This window comes from Kitasatospora griseola (assembly GCF_014648555.1).
GTDB classification, from domain to species: domain Bacteria; phylum Actinomycetota; class Actinomycetes; order Streptomycetales; family Streptomycetaceae; genus Kitasatospora; species Kitasatospora griseola.
Genome location: NZ_BMRI01000062.1, coordinates 3,992 through 17,345, shown reverse-complemented (window position 1 = coordinate 17,345; position 13,354 = coordinate 3,992). Strand labels below are relative to the sequence as shown.

Sequence of the window (13,354 nt, the reverse complement as noted above, 5' to 3'; positions counted from 1 at the left end):
CCTGCGGGCCGGGCAGCTTGAAAGGGGGCCGGACCGGCTCGAACGCCAGACCTGATACCCCTGACCGTCCCCGAAATCCGCTGGCTGATCACCTGCCTCACCAGGCCTGTCCGCCGCAGCACCGCGCATGTCCTGCACTGGTCCCGCTGGCACCGCGGACGCCAACACCAGGCCCGGACCAGCCACTACAAACGACGAGGCCACAACCCAAGAGCTGAAGCCTCGTCACCATAAGCACCGTTGCAGTACTACGGCGCGTATTTGATTGTGATCAAGAGGCGGTCCGGGTGAGGTCCTTGATCCAGATCACTGCGCCGCGGAGGTGGGGGCCTGCGAGGTGGCTTTCCGGGGTCTTGCGTCCGAGCAGGGCGGCCTTCAGCCGGAGCTTGCGCCGATGCCGGGTACGGCGTCGCAGGTGATGGGCTCAGGCGGCGCGGCGGGTGATGATGCTGTAGACGGATGCCCGGTCCTTGGCGGGGGACTCTGAGAAGCTCACCGCCATCTCCCGGATCTCCTCGATCAAGCCGGTGACCCAGCCCAGTCCGAGGACAGCGACCTCACGGCACTCCCCGCGAAGGGCCAATGCGTTCGTGCCGGGGTGACTCAGGGCCGGGGCAGGGCGCAGGAGACCGTCCTGCCGCGCATGTGCCGCCTGTTCTTCGCCACCAGGGCGTAGACCTGACGGGCGCAGATTCGCACGCCGGGCAGACCGGCTGCGGCGGCTGCCAGTTGGTACCGGCGGGCCGCTGAGGATCCGACAAATCGAGCCAAGGCGTCTGCCCCGCCCGCGCGGACCGCGCCGTTGTGAAAGAGGAGCACCTCACGGTCCAGCCGCGCCAGGTGCGGGGCGGTGAGCTGCTCCGGCAGAACCTGCCACGGTACGGCTTCGATCTGCGGACCGGCCAGCCGGCGGATCCGATCGATCGTGACTTGGCAGAAGCCGCAGTCCCCGTCATACGCCAGCACCGATTCTGTGCTGCCGGCCGCGCCGCTCATCTCGTCTCCGTCCACGGCTGGAACAGTTCCTCGCACATCTTGGCCTCAGCCGGCCGATCCGGGCTGCGCCGGTACGACTGGGCTCTCCCTCTGGGATGGTTCCCCTGCTCCCGCGGCAGCTGCCCGTTGAAAGGTGCGCCGCCACAGTTGTCCCAGGAATGTGTAGAAGCGGTCCGGCAGGAATACGGCATCAGCGACGATCATGGCTCCGGAGAAGAGCGGAAGACCCATCAGAACGGCAATGCCCACGTGCATCCCGAGCAGCATTGTCAGGACGACGTACTTCAGCCTGCCGAACAGCACGAACGGGAAGGCCACCTGCAACAGCACCGTCATGTAGGTGGTGACGGCGATCAGGATGGGATGGCTGTCCACCATGAGTGACAACGCGGGCCAGGGCCGGAACAGGTCGAGGTTCATGACGTAGTGGAGGGCAGTCCCGTTTTCCCAGGAGCCGCCCTGCGCCTTGTACAAGCCTGCGGATCCGTAGACGATGCAGACCTGAGCCGCGATGACGACCATGGCACAGTTGTGCAGCACAGTGCCCAATAGCTCGCGTGTGACCCTGAGTTGATACCGGAAGCCGGGCGTTCTCGGACCTGCCACCGAGCGCTCTGCCTTGCTTGAGGCCACGAGGCGTGTCCTCCGCGCGTCGAGGGACCAGCGGCGGCCGCAAGCAGTCAAGGAGAGGTACACGGCCATGAGGAGGATGAGGTTGTCTCCCCCGTCCGTCATGAAGATGGCCCGAGCATGGAACGAGGTCACCACGACCGCGAACAGGATCGACACCATCCTGGTCCGCCAGCCCAGGACGAACAGTGCGGACGTGACGACAGCCGTCGCATAGCAGATCTCGAAGTACGCCTGACTGTCAGACAGGGTAAGAATGCTGAACCAGCCGGTCTGATCGAACAGTTGCCTCGCCAGGGCGGGCGTCCACGGCGAACCAGGACCCCAGATCTCGTCGCGGTGCGGGAACTCCCTCAGCAGGAAGGCCAAGTAGAGCAGGCCGTACCCGATGCGCAGCACTGCCGCCGCGTACAGGGACATCGGTCGATCGGTCACCGCGCTGCTGAGCGCGCTGATTCGGCGGAGCATCCGTTGGCTGTCTGCGTCACCGTTCCGCAGGGCCGTGTGGCGCGGAGGGAGCGTCGGAACTGGAGCCTGCTCAGTTTCCATTGGATGCCACCTTCCACCAGGGCAGGTACCTGGTGTCGACCGAGGCTGGTGCAGTCGGGCGCGGGCCGCCCGGCGTGGTGGGCGCCGCGATGGGCCGAGTAGTCACCCGCAACTGGATGGCCTCATACGTGACGTTCTGATGGACGGCGAGTCGATCCATCGCGATGTTGCGAAGGTAGGTCCGCAACATCACGGCCCGCTCGGAGTGCGGCTGGTCGTCGGTTCCATACGCTTCGAGATAAGCCATCCAGGCTCGACGCAGCATGTTCTGCGTTGTATGACTCGGGAAGACGTTGTGCTCGACGTGGGAGTCGTCGACCGCAGTCAGGTCGAACCAGTCACTGACCTCACGGACACCGTCCGCTGAGGTCCGCTCGGTTCTCACGGAGATCTGCCGGGTCACGGACTCCGGGTCCGGAGCGAACAACCGCCAGTTCTGCTCGAACAACGGAAAGATCCACGAATTGAGCTGCCTGCCGTAGTACTGGGACAGTTGGTTCGGGGGAGCTACATACAGAAATACCAGAAGCACGTGGACAAGGGACGTTGCCAGGCACAGGGCCACAGCGACGACCGCGGCCGCCCCCAACGGGCGCGACAGTCCTGACAGGCCAGCAAGCTGCTCGCCAGGCTCGGTGGCGGACGGCTGGGCGCCCCGCACTGCGTCAACGGGAATGCCGTCGTCGGCCAGTTGGCGGCCCGCTTGTTTGGTCTTCACGGACTCTGTGCCGCCCATCGCATGACTGGGCCCCGTCCTTACCACTGTGACTGCTCCCTCGACTCTGCACGCCTTGAGCGTCCTGGGGCGCGCGACAGGATCCACAACGATCCGCCGCGCGCCACCAGTCCTGCGTTCCACAAGCGGGCTGCCGCCTCGGGCACAGCCCCGAGGGCCGCCGGAGCCGCATACACCACGAGGGCCTCTGCTCATGGCCCGCTGTCGTGGTGCCCGCCTGGCTTCCCGAATCAGCTACGAGTTCGAGGGCTCGTTCCCCTTGTCGTCGCACGGAGAGCACCCGTGGTCACCGTGGTCACCGTGGTCGCCGTGGTCGCCATGATCGCCATGGTCACCGTGGTCGCCATGGTCGCCATGGTCGCCATGGTCACCGTGGTCGCCGTGGTCACCGTGGTCGCCGTGGTCACCGTGGTCACCGTGGTCGCCGTGGTCACCGTGGTCACCGTGGTCACCGTGGTCGCCATGATCGCCGTGGTCGCCATGGCCGCCCTGGTTACCGCCTGTGGTAGCGCCGGTGATGCCACCCGTCGTGGTATTACCAGCGGTGTTGCCGGCGACCGCGCCACCCAGGAGACCGCTAGTCGTGCCACCCGTTGTAAGCACACCGCCGATCACGCCACCAAGGAGACCGCTCGTGGTGCTGCCAGTGGTACCGGCAGTGGTGGTACCGGCAGTGGTACCAGTGGTGGTGGTACCAGTGGTGGCACCCACGCAACTGGGCAGGGTGATCCGGTTAGTGTCCAGCGTGACGGAACCGTTGCGAGCCAGCGCTCGGCCATCGAGGCTCGCGCTGGTGTTAAGTCCGATCGAGGTCAGTGCCAGGATGTTGCCCACGAAGGTGGTGTTGGTGCCGATCGTGGCAGAACTTCCGATCTGCCAGTAGACATTGCACGGCGAGGCACCATTGACCAGGAGCACACGGCTCGCGGATGCCGTCGTCAGGGTCGATCCAACCTGGAAGACCCAGACTGCGTTGGGGTTGCCCTGCGCGTCGAGCGTGAGAGTGCCCGTGAGATCGATGGAAGAAGAGGCGGTGTATACACCCGGAACAAGCGTCAGGCCACCGAGGTCTCCAGGCGAGGCGAGGGTGACATCCGTGGCCTGGCTCGCGGCGTTGTTGTATGCCGTGACCAGATCGGCCTGGGCCTGAAGTGCAACCGCATCCGCCTTGTGAATGGCCCCGCTCACCAGACCAGGCGGAAACCCGGTGACTGACGTGCCCGGGCTCACTCCGAGGTCTCCGGTGATAGCGGAGGGACCGGTGTTGGTGACCGACTGGCCACCCAGAACCGCGAAGCTGCTCGTCGTCCCCAGGGGAACGGCCGTGGCAATGGCCTGAGCCGGCATCAGCGATGCCGTGATTGCGGCAGCGGCGACGAAAACGACCGTCGCAACCCAAGTCGAAATTGCGCGCCAGCTAAGCGCACCAGAGATTTTCGGTGTCATCCGAAGGCCTATTTCTGTAGGGAAATATGGCAGGCTCACGATCGCCGCTTTCCGACGACCTGGCACCCCCTTCCCATGGACGGGCATCATAGATTTCGATGACCCATCCCCGCCTTGCCGAGAAAGAGGTTCGGCATGAGAGTATCCCGGCACAAAAGGTTTTTGTGCGATCCACAAGGGTGAATTCTAAATAACCTTCCACCTATGGTCACACAATCAAACAATGCGCTCGCCGATCACCCTCTCCCAGTTGCGCCGAGTCGACAACGACCGAGGGCCCGCCTTCTGCTCTGCGCGATGAACGGACCATGGCACCAGCCGGTCTTGCGCTAACATTGCTGGATTTGACGAGGCGACAGAGAGCAACTGCCCACTCGGTGACGAAACGCTTACGATCCATGACAGGATTGCATGCCCCTCTGCCGCCATCGCCGATAGACACAGTCGCTCTCCCGGCATGGTCTTGCCTGGCGACCGACGACGCGCCCGGTCGGGGAGCCCCCCCCCCCGCGAGGCGCAAAGATCGCCGAAGGTGGCCCAGCTGGCCGCGCTGGTGCCCGGCATGAGCAGGCCGCGCATCTCTTCATACTGCTCGGCCGTCTTCGAGTTGCCGGAGATCGTTTCGCCCACGGGCTGGGTGTTCGAACGAAAGGAAGTACGGCCGATGAGTCCGCCGAGCACCTTTCGCGTCTTGGGGCCGTTGAACCCGTCCAGAGCCTCGGGGTCTGAGCCCAACCCGACCAGGGGATCCGCCCGCAGAACCGCCGCGACGACGCACCACCGCCCACCTGCCCACACCGGCCCCACCAGTCGGGAATCCGGCTGGTCATTGCCGTCGACGGGCACAAAGTCGGCCTCGCGGGCGAGGCAATCGGCGAGGGACGACGGCTTCGCCTGTGCAGCGGTGACGGCGGCCTACCGGTGGGCGGTTTGCTTGCGTTGGCCTCGATGCTCAGACCGAGGCACGCTGTGGAGATCTGCAGGACCAAATTGGCCCGCGTGAAGGGAGCCATGATGATCCAGGTAGGGGACATCCGCGAGTGGCGCACCCACGACGTCGTCGATGTCGGCGGGAGCAAGATCGGCACGCTGGAGGCGATCTACGTGGACACCAGCACGGACGAACCGGCCATGGCGACCGTCCAGATCGGCATGCCCACCCAGCACCGGCTGGTCTTCGTCCCCCTGAATGATGCGAGCGTCGGACCGGGCCACCTCAAGGTCGCCTACGACAAGGCACTCGTGAGGGACTGCCCTCCCATCGGCATGGATGACATCCTGCCCGCCGAGGACGAGGAAGCCGTCTTCCAGCACTACGGTCTGACCTACCAGAAGGGTGCCGGCGGCGAGCGGCAGCTCGCCCGCCGCTGAGCGCCCGCACCCGACCAAGGAGGCGCGTCATGGTCCTGATCCTGGCTCTGGCTATCGTCGCGATCGTGCTGGGCATCATCGGCGCCGTCGCCAACGGATGGTTCTTCCTCCTCGTCATCGCGATCATTCTCTTCGTCGCCGACATGGCCTACGCCGGCATCCGCTGGTACCAAGGCTCAGGCCAACACCCGACCCGCTGACATGCCGTCTTTCCAGTCTCGAAGTGAGTCGAAGGTCTTCGACGCGCGGACCAGCGCCCGGGCCTCGCCGATCGTGTCAGCTCGGCCTCCCGGACAACGCGGTTCCACCGTTGGCCTGCGAAGAAAATCATCGGAGCACACCATGATCGTCGTTCTCGGAATCATCATCCTCGTCGCCGCCGTGGTCGTCGGCGTCGTCGGCGTTGTCACCAACACCGGCAGCGGGCATGCGCTCACCCACGACAGCTTCGCAGTCTTCGGCTACCACGTGAACGGCTCCACCGGCACCCTGTTTCTCTACGGCGTCATCGTCGGAGCGGTAGCCCTGCTCGGGCTGAGTCTGCTCCTGACCGGCGCACGTCGCACCGCGCGGCGCGGCCACGCCGCGAGGCGCGAGCTCGAGCAGTCGCGCCGCGAGACAGTCGCTGCGGGCCGGGAACGCGATGACCTGATCGACCAGCGCGACGCCGCCCGCACGCAGAAGACGAGTACGCAGGGGAACGACTCGCATCAGGACGACCGCCCCGCCGCCCCGGAGGATGGCCACTGAGGCGGTTGGAGGATTCGATGCCGCGCCGGGCGATGCGTGCTGTGATCTGCCGTCGGCGCAGGTAGGAGCGAATGAAGCGATGGTCGTAGGCTTTGTCGCCGTGCAGCTTGCCGGGCCTTCGCCGCCGCGGGCCGCGCCTGGAGCGGATCGGCGGGATGGCCTCGGCCAGCGGGATCAGGGCCTGACTGTCATGAACGTTGGCACCCGAGACCGCGAGCGACAGGCAGACCGGCACGGTCGGTGAGCAAGTGGATCTTCGACCCGTACTTGCCCCGATCGACAGGATTCGGACCCGTCAGTTCCCCCTTTTCAGGGCGCGCATGTTCACGGAGTCGATCGCGCACCGCGACCAGTCCAACTCACCGCGGCTGCCGAGTTCGTCCAGCAGCACCCGGTGGAGCTTGGCCCACACCCTGGCCTTGCTCCACTCGGTGAAGCGCCGGTGTGCCGTCGGGCCGGACGGCCCGAGGCACGGCGGCAGCTGGGCCCACGTGCACCCCGACGTCACGACGAACACGATCGCCGCCAACACCTCGCGATCCCCATACCGCCGCCGACCACCGCCCTGCGGACGGGTCGGCGCAGTCGGCACCACCAACTGGAACAGCTCCCACAACTCGTCCGGCACCAGCCGCTCCACGATCATCACCCGCGAAAACCCAGTCGCCCAGATGAGATGACTTCTTAAGCTAAGCGGCATTGCCCCTTGACCCCCAGCTGATTGACCGCCCGCTCGACGGGTCCCGAGTAGGCGGCCAACTCGCCTCCTGAAAACAGGAGTTGATTCCAAAGGAGTGCTCGCGCGGCTCGCGCGGCCTGACGGAGGCCCAGATATTACCTCGGCCAGAGATGTCCGACTCCGTCCACATGCGTCCACCAGCGGCCATAACAGCTGGTCCCAAGATGGTCCCAAGGCCCAGCAACGACCGCGGACACGCCGAGTAACAGCGTTCCAACCACCACCTGCGGCATCCCCTGACGCCACCCGAGACAGCGGCCTGCAGGTTCGCCTGCTGCGGGGCATCCGGGATGCGGATCAGAACCGCCTACCCGCCGGCCACTCACTGTGATCTTCCGAGCGGCGTGTCGTCCTGCGCGTGTCACATCCGAGCAGCCGCTGCGTGCTTCACGCCCTGCTGTGCACGCTCTCCCGACCCGCCGAGCGGGCGGCGAACCTTGGTAGCAGAGAGCACCGAGTGCAAGGAGGGGTTCGTGGGACAGCGTCCACAGCGGGGAAGGGTGTACCGGCGGTGCGGCTGCTCGGACGGCAACGGCAAGCAACTGAGCCCGTGATGCCGCAGCTGGCCGCGGACGGTGCTGCCGCCTGCGGCGGGTACCGCCGCAGGGCCGGAACCTTCCAGGTCCGGCTCCTGCCGGTGGCGTGGCCGGTCCCCACAATGACCAGCCCACCCGCGACGTCCTGCCGGAGGAGCAGGGCCGTCCTGCCCGCCGGTCCGTCGTGGATGCCGCCCCGTGCCGGTCACGCCGAGCGGAGGGCGTCGGTCGGGGAGGCCTTGGCCGCGCGCAGGGCCGGGTAGATCCCGGCGGCGGCGGCCACCAGGACCGAGACCAGCGGTGCGGCGGCGGTCGTGGCGAGCGGGATGGTGGCGGGCCAGCCTTGGGCGAGGGCGTAGCCGTAGACGGTGAGGGCGCCCAGGGCCAGGCCGCCGATTCCCCCTGTGAGGCCCATCAGGACGGCTTCGAGGAGGAATTGCGCGGCGATCTGGCCGCCCCGGGCGCCCAGAGCGCGGCGCAGTCCGATCTCGCCGCGACGCTCCATCACGCTCACCACCATGGTGTTGGCGATGCCGACGCCGCCGACGAGCAGGGCGACGGCGGCGAGTGCCAGGACCAGTCCGGTGAGGGCGTTCTTGGCTTCGGACCTCGCGGTGTAGAGGTCGGACGGGCGGCTGACGGCGACCGTGCTCGGGCCGGCGGGATTGGCGGTGGCCGCGGCGACGGCCTGGACGTCGGGAACGCGCTCGGGGTGGGACCGGAGGTAGACGGTGGCGGCAGTGCCGTCCGCGCCCAGGTGGGCGGTGGCTTCGGGCCAGCCGACCAGGGCGGCGGTGCCGAGTTCGGGGGCGAGTTCATTGGGGGCCAGGATCCCGCTGACGACGAACCACTGGCCGCCCAGCCAGACCCGTTCGCCGGGGGCGGTGACGCCGAGGCGCTGCGCGGCCCGGTCTCCGAGCACGGTGACGGGGAGGTTCTCGCTCGCCGTGTCGAGCCATCGTCCGCTGCGCACGGTGGCGTGCAGGACGTCCAGCAGGTTGGGGCGGGCGGCCAGCACAGTGAGGCTGCCGGTCTGCTGCGTCGGTACGAGGTCGTTGCGGTAGACCTGGGCCTTGGTGGCCCCGGTGGCGGTCACCTGCTGTACGGGGGCGATGTCGGCGAGCATCTTCTCGGCCGTGGGGGGCAGCGGGGCAGGCTTCTGGTCGGCGCCGTTGCCGGGGGCGACGGTGATCAGGTTGGAGCCGAGTCGGTCCAGGCGCTCCAGCAGGTGGGCCTGGTTGGAGGAGGAGATCCCGGTCACCGCGATGACGGCGGCGATGCCCAGGGAGATCCCGAGCGCGGACAGCGCGGAGCGCATCCTGCGGGTGCGCGGGCCGATCATGCCCAGGCGCAGCAGGTCCGTCGGGCGCAGCCGGGTGCGGCGCGGGGCGGGCGTCATCGGGGGGCTCCTGCGGGGTGGGGGGTGCGTTCGTCGAAGTCGATGCGGCCGTCGTGGATACCGATGCGCCGGGGGAAGGAGGCGGCCAGGTCACGGTCGTGGGTGATGACGACGATCGTGGTTCCCTTGGCGTTGAGGGTGCGCAGGAGGTCGACGACGGTGGCGCCGGAGGCGCTGTCGAGGGCGCCGGTGGGTTCGTCGGCGAGCAGCAGGGCGGGGTTGCCGACGAGGGCGCGGGCGATGGCGACACGTTGCATCTCGCCGCCGGACAGCTGGTCCGGGTGGTGGTGGAGGCGGTGGCCGAGCCCCACTTCGTGCAGGGCTTCGACGGCTGCGGTGCGTCGGAGGGTGGCGGGGGCGCCGCTGTAGAGGAGTCCGGTGGCGACGTTCTCGACGGTGGTGAGCCCGGGGAGCAGGAAGAACTGCTGGAAGACGAAGCCGATCCGGTGGGCGCGCAGGGCGGCCAGTTGGGGGTCGGTGAGGGCGGCGAGGTCGTGGCCTTCGAAGCAGAGCCGTCCGGTGGTGGGGCGGTCGAGGGATCCGAGGAGGGCGAGGAGGGTGGACTTGCCGGAGCCGGAGGGGCCGACGACAGCGAGGAGTTCCCCGTGGTCGACGGTGAGGTCGATGCCGTGCAGGATCCGCAGGGGCGGTGATCCGGTGTACTCCTTGGTGACGCCGGTGAGTTGGAGCACGGGAGTGGTGCCCTTGGGCTGGTGGTGTGTCATGCCGGGACCACCACCCGGTCGCCGGCCCGGACGTCGCCGGTGATCTGTGCCTTGGCGTCGGCGACGAGTCCCAGGCGGACCTGGACAAGGCGGGTGGTGGCGCCGTCGGCGACCTTGACGCCGTAGCCGCCGCCGTCGAGGGCGATCAGCGCGGTGACGGGAACGATCAGCGCGTCCTCGGCGGTCTCGCCGACGACGGTGACGGTCACGGTGGAGGGCCCGGCCTGTTGGGGTTGCTGCTGGCTGTCCAGCGCGATGGTGACGGTGGTCTTCTCCGGGCCCCCGCCGCCCTCGCCGCCCGGTCCGTTGCCGTTTCCGCCACCCGTGCCGCCCCTGATCAGGGAGCGGATGCGCCCGCCGACAGTGCTGCCGTCGGCGAGCTTCACCGTCACCCGGCCGTCGGGCTTGAAGCGGGAGGTCTGGTTGTCGGCGGGCTGGACGGTGGCGACCAGGTCGGTGCCGGTCACGGTCATGACGGCGGTACTGCCGACGGCCGAGCCGAGTTTCGCGTCGAGCTGCTGCACCCGCGCGGTCTGCTGGGGCAGCATGACGACGCTGCCGAGCGTGACCGTCCCGGTCTGCTGCACGCCGAGGGCCTTCTGCCAGCGCTTGACGGCGGTGGCGGTGTCCGCGGTGAACTTCCGGTCGGCCTTGAGGCCGAGCCCGTTCGCGTAGCCGAGATCGATGAGGTTGCGTTCGAGCTGTTCGACGTCGGGGCCGTCGCCGGTGTCCGGGCCGAGGTCGCGCCACATCGGCCGGTCCCCGCGCAGCAGGACCACGGGCTTTCCGTCGACCTCGTAGAGCGTGGCGCCGGGCTTGACGACGGTGCCGACGGCGGGCAGGGCGGTGAGGGTTCCACTCCCGGAAGGGACGACGGCGGTGGGGGCGTCGTAGGCCAGGGCGCCGCCGACCTGGATGCCGCTGGACAGCGATCCCTTGCGCACCTCGACGGTTTCGTGGCCGACCGGGGAGTGCGCCGGGGCGGAGGCCAGGTGCTCCCAGGGGCGGGTGGCGGCGAGGGCGCCCGAGCCGCCGATGACGGCGACCAGGGCGAGGGGGACGATGATCCGGCGGCGGGTCCTGCGGGTGCGGCCCGGCCGGCCGATCTCAGTGGCGGGGGTCTCGGTGCGGTCGCTCATGGTCACTGGCCGATGTTGTAGCCGGGCATCGGCAGTCGGCCGCAGGCCGGCTGGATGGCGTCCCACTTGGCCATGTCGAAGGAGGCGCGCGGGATCGTGAGGATGGCGGTCCTGGGATCCGGGTCCGGGAGGTCGGGGTAGCCGTTCTTCCGTGCGCAGGCGACGAAGGCGCGCGCTTCCTCGACGGACTTCTCCATGTTCATCGGCTTGACCTGGTGGATTCCGGGGACCTTGGCGTCGCAGGTCCTGGCCGCCGTGTCGTAGTCGGCGGTCGAGCCGCCGTCGGTTCCCGTCGCCGGGATCAGGATGTTGCCGTCCTTGTCCAGCTCGACGCCGTTCTGCCCTTCCTGGTGCATGCAGTTCACCCAGGCCTGCCGGACCGCGCCGTCGTCCTGGGGCTTGGTCTTCCCCGTGCCCCCTCCCTCGACCCTGGGTGCCGAATCCGAGGAGGAGCAGCCGCTCATCGCCAGTGCCGCCGCGACGGTGGCCGCCGCCAGTACGGTCCGTAGGGTCCTGCTGCGCATGTGGTGCTCCTTGCCGAAGGTCGGTTGGTGGTCTCCAGCAGTTCTACGGACCGGCGTGTTAGCCGCTGGTGAGCGTGTGCCTAACCCCCGGCTAACCCCCGTGACGCCATCCTTGGCCAGGGGAAGACGCACCCGGGACAGCGCGGGGCGAGGCCGAACGGAGTGGAACGCGATGCGCGTGCTGATCGTCGAGGACGAGGTCGACCTCGCGGCGATGCTCGTCGAGGGCCTGCGGGCCGAGGGCATGGTCTGCGACGTCGCGCACGACGGTGCCCGGGCACTCGAAATGACGGCCGCCACCGACTACGACGTCCTGCTGTTGGACCGGGACCTTCCCGTCCTGAGCGGGGACGCCGTCTGCCGAGCCCTGAACACTGCCGGCCACCCGGCGAGGATCCTGATGCTCACGGCGGCCGGGACGCTCGCCGATCTGGTCGACGGCCTCGGCCAGGGCGCCGACGACTACCTGGCCAAGCCGTTCTCCTACCTGGAACTGATCGCCCGGCTGCGGGCACTGGGCCGCCGCGCCGGACACGGCAGCGGCGCCACCGTGCTGAGCGGGCACGGGGTCAGCCTGGACACCGTGCGCAGGATCGCCGAACGCGACGGCCGGCCGCTGAGGCTCACACCCCGGGAACTCGGCGTGCTGGAGATGCTGCTGGCCGCGGACGGCGCCCCGGTCACCACCGAACAGCTCCGTGACGCCCTGTGGGACGCCGCGACGGACCCGGCCACCACCGCCGTCCGGGTCACCGTGCACGCCCTGCGCCGCAAGCTCGGCGAACCGCCGCTGATCACCAACGACCCCGGCTACGGGTACCGGCTGTGAGCCCGGTGCGGATCCGGCACCGCCCGCGGACGGCCCGACTGACCCTGCGCGGCCGGCTGACCCTGATGACCACGGCGGTCTTCGCGGTCCTCGGCTTCGGACTGCTCCTACTGAACTGGCTGAGCTCACGCCAGCTCCTGGAGGCCAACCGCGACCTCCTTGTCCCCGCGACCGCCATCACCGAGCCCGCCGCCGTGTCGTCGGCACCCGCCTCCGCACCGACGGGCCCGTTCGAGGCCCCCGCCGCAATCGCCGGCCCCGCCCAGCGCTTCGAGGACTTCCAGCACACCGTCCTCGGCGACCTGCTCACGCGCTCGCTGCTGCTGCTCGCCGCCTTCACCGTCCTCGCCGCGCTGCTCGCCCGGTGGATCGGCCGACGCTCACTGCACCGCATCGACCAGGTCACCGCGACGGCCCGGCGGATCAGCGCCGACAGCACCCTGGGCGAGCGGCTCGCCCTCACCGGACCGCACGACGAGGTCCGCGAACTCGCCGACACCTTCGACGCCATGCTCGACCGCCTGGACCGCGCCTTCACCGCACAGCGCCGCTTCACCGCCCACGCCTCGCACGAGCTGCGCACGCCGCTCACCGTCCAGCGCACCGCCCTGGAGATCCCCCTGGCCCAGGGCCGGATCCCGGACGACCTGAAACCGGCCATCCGCCGAGCACTGGACGCCAACGCCCGCAGCGAACGTCTCATCGCGGCCCTGCTCACCCTGGCCCGTGGCGAGAGCGAAAACCTGACACCGCGCCCCGTCGACCTGGCCGATGCGGCCGCGAACGCCTTGGGCGACCTCGCCGACGAGGCCCGCGAGGCCGGCATCCGGATCACGGCCGATGCCCGGCCCGCACCGGCCTGGGGCGACCCGTCCCTGCTGGGCCAGGTCGTGCTGAACCTGCTGGCCAACGCGGTACGGCACAACCACCACGGCGGCACGGCCACCATCACCACGGGCGCCGACGCCGGGCGGTCCTTCATCGA

13 protein-coding genes and 1 pseudogene are annotated in these 13,354 nt (G+C 68.8%); 5 read left to right on the top strand and 9 right to left on the bottom strand.

What is annotated here, in order from left to right:
* Positions 1-603: 603 nt before the first annotated feature.
* The 4 genes from IEZ12_RS36170 to IEZ12_RS36155 form a co-directional block, all read right to left on the bottom strand.
* Positions 604-1,011, bottom strand: coding sequence for a thiol-disulfide oxidoreductase DCC family protein (locus tag IEZ12_RS36170; RefSeq protein WP_229848643.1), 408 nt, complete (start codon positions 1,009-1,011; stop codon positions 604-606).
* 30 nt (positions 1,012-1,041) lie between these two features.
* Complete coding sequence (locus IEZ12_RS36165; protein WP_189278496.1) at positions 1,042-2,175, bottom strand: HTTM domain-containing protein; 1,134 nt, start codon at positions 2,173-2,175, stop codon at positions 1,042-1,044.
* Positions 2,165-2,893 (bottom strand): DUF5819 family protein, encoded by a 729-nt coding sequence (locus IEZ12_RS36160; RefSeq protein WP_229848641.1) that lies wholly within the window; start codon positions 2,891-2,893, stop codon positions 2,165-2,167. The genes IEZ12_RS36165 and IEZ12_RS36160 overlap by 11 nt, the downstream gene beginning before the upstream one ends.
* Before the next feature lie 252 nt (positions 2,894-3,145).
* Complete coding sequence (locus IEZ12_RS36155; protein ID WP_308431125.1) at positions 3,146-4,258, bottom strand: ice-binding family protein; 1,113 nt, start codon at positions 4,256-4,258, stop codon at positions 3,146-3,148.
* A 1,113-nt stretch (positions 4,259-5,371) separates the two neighbouring features.
* On the opposite strand from IEZ12_RS36155, the gene IEZ12_RS36150 reads away from it, so the two are divergent.
* The 3 genes from IEZ12_RS36150 (at position 5,372) to IEZ12_RS36140 (ending at position 6,478) form a co-directional block, all read left to right on the top strand.
* On the top strand, positions 5,372-5,728 hold the full coding sequence (locus IEZ12_RS36150) for a PRC-barrel domain-containing protein (RefSeq protein ID WP_189278498.1): 357 nt from the start codon (positions 5,372-5,374) through the stop codon (positions 5,726-5,728).
* Between the two features lie 29 nt (positions 5,729-5,757).
* Positions 5,758-5,928: a hypothetical protein gene (locus IEZ12_RS36145; protein ID WP_189278492.1), complete on the top strand. Its 171-nt coding sequence runs from the start codon at positions 5,758-5,760 to the stop codon at positions 5,926-5,928.
* A 142-nt stretch (positions 5,929-6,070) separates the two neighbouring features.
* A complete protein-coding gene (locus tag IEZ12_RS36140; RefSeq protein WP_229848646.1) occupies positions 6,071-6,478 on the top strand; it encodes a hypothetical protein in 408 nt (135 codons plus the stop codon).
* Here the strand turns inward: IEZ12_RS36140 and IEZ12_RS36135 are convergent.
* The 5 genes and pseudogenes from IEZ12_RS36135 to IEZ12_RS36115 form a co-directional block, all read right to left on the bottom strand.
* Positions 6,468-7,124, bottom strand: a pseudogene (locus IEZ12_RS36135) (IS5 family transposase); the annotation flags it as partial. The gene IEZ12_RS36140 and the pseudogene IEZ12_RS36135 sit on opposite strands and share 11 nt — an antisense overlap.
* A gap of 834 nt (positions 7,125-7,958) precedes the next feature.
* Positions 7,959-9,152, bottom strand: a complete 1,194-nt coding sequence (locus tag IEZ12_RS36130; protein WP_189278490.1) for an ABC transporter permease — start codon at positions 9,150-9,152, stop codon at positions 7,959-7,961.
* Positions 9,149-9,877 (bottom strand): ABC transporter ATP-binding protein, encoded by a 729-nt coding sequence (locus IEZ12_RS36125; protein ID WP_189278488.1) that lies wholly within the window; start codon positions 9,875-9,877, stop codon positions 9,149-9,151. Before IEZ12_RS36125 ends, IEZ12_RS36130 begins: the two co-directional genes overlap by 4 nt.
* On the bottom strand, positions 9,874-11,016 hold the full coding sequence (locus IEZ12_RS36120; RefSeq protein WP_229848644.1) for a peptidoglycan-binding domain-containing protein: 1,143 nt from the start codon (positions 11,014-11,016) through the stop codon (positions 9,874-9,876). Before IEZ12_RS36120 ends, IEZ12_RS36125 begins: the two co-directional genes overlap by 4 nt.
* Positions 11,017-11,018: 2 nt before the next feature.
* A complete protein-coding gene (locus tag IEZ12_RS36115) occupies positions 11,019-11,540 on the bottom strand; it encodes a hypothetical protein (protein WP_189278484.1) in 522 nt (173 codons plus the stop codon).
* Positions 11,541-11,712: 172 nt separating this feature from the next.
* Here IEZ12_RS36115 and IEZ12_RS36110 point away from each other — a divergent pair, with 172 nt between their 5' ends.
* Both IEZ12_RS36110 and IEZ12_RS36105 read left to right on the top strand, forming a co-directional pair.
* Complete coding sequence (locus tag IEZ12_RS36110; protein ID WP_189278482.1) at positions 11,713-12,369, top strand: response regulator transcription factor; 657 nt, start codon at positions 11,713-11,715, stop codon at positions 12,367-12,369.
* On the top strand, positions 12,366-13,354 hold a 989-nt coding region (locus IEZ12_RS36105), incomplete at its 3' end, for a histidine kinase dimerization/phospho-acceptor domain-containing protein (protein ID WP_189278480.1). The genes IEZ12_RS36110 and IEZ12_RS36105, both read left to right, overlap by 4 nt.

Bases quoted from the DNA above. Each gene is read 5' to 3' on its own strand.
- IEZ12_RS36165 (WP_189278496.1), bottom strand. From the start codon at position 2,175: ATGGAAACTGAGCAGGCTCCAGTTCCGACGCTCCCTCCGCGCCACACG.
- IEZ12_RS36155 (WP_308431125.1), bottom strand. From the start codon at position 4,258: ATGCCGGCTCAGGCCATTGCCACGGCCGTTCCCCTGGGGACGACGAGC.
- IEZ12_RS36150 (WP_189278498.1), top strand. From the start codon at position 5,372: ATGATCCAGGTAGGGGACATCCGCGAGTGGCGCACCCACGACGTCGTC.
- IEZ12_RS36145 (WP_189278492.1), top strand. From the start codon at position 5,758: ATGGTCCTGATCCTGGCTCTGGCTATCGTCGCGATCGTGCTGGGCATC.
- IEZ12_RS36140 (WP_229848646.1), top strand. From the start codon at position 6,071: ATGATCGTCGTTCTCGGAATCATCATCCTCGTCGCCGCCGTGGTCGTC.
- IEZ12_RS36130 (WP_189278490.1), bottom strand. From the start codon at position 9,152: ATGACGCCCGCCCCGCGCCGCACCCGGCTGCGCCCGACGGACCTGCTG.
- IEZ12_RS36125 (WP_189278488.1), bottom strand. From the start codon at position 9,877: ATGACACACCACCAGCCCAAGGGCACCACTCCCGTGCTCCAACTCACC.
- IEZ12_RS36120 (WP_229848644.1), bottom strand. From the start codon at position 11,016: ATGAGCGACCGCACCGAGACCCCCGCCACTGAGATCGGCCGGCCGGGC.
- IEZ12_RS36115 (WP_189278484.1), bottom strand. From the start codon at position 11,540: ATGCGCAGCAGGACCCTACGGACCGTACTGGCGGCGGCCACCGTCGCG.
- IEZ12_RS36110 (WP_189278482.1), top strand. From the start codon at position 11,713: ATGCGCGTGCTGATCGTCGAGGACGAGGTCGACCTCGCGGCGATGCTC.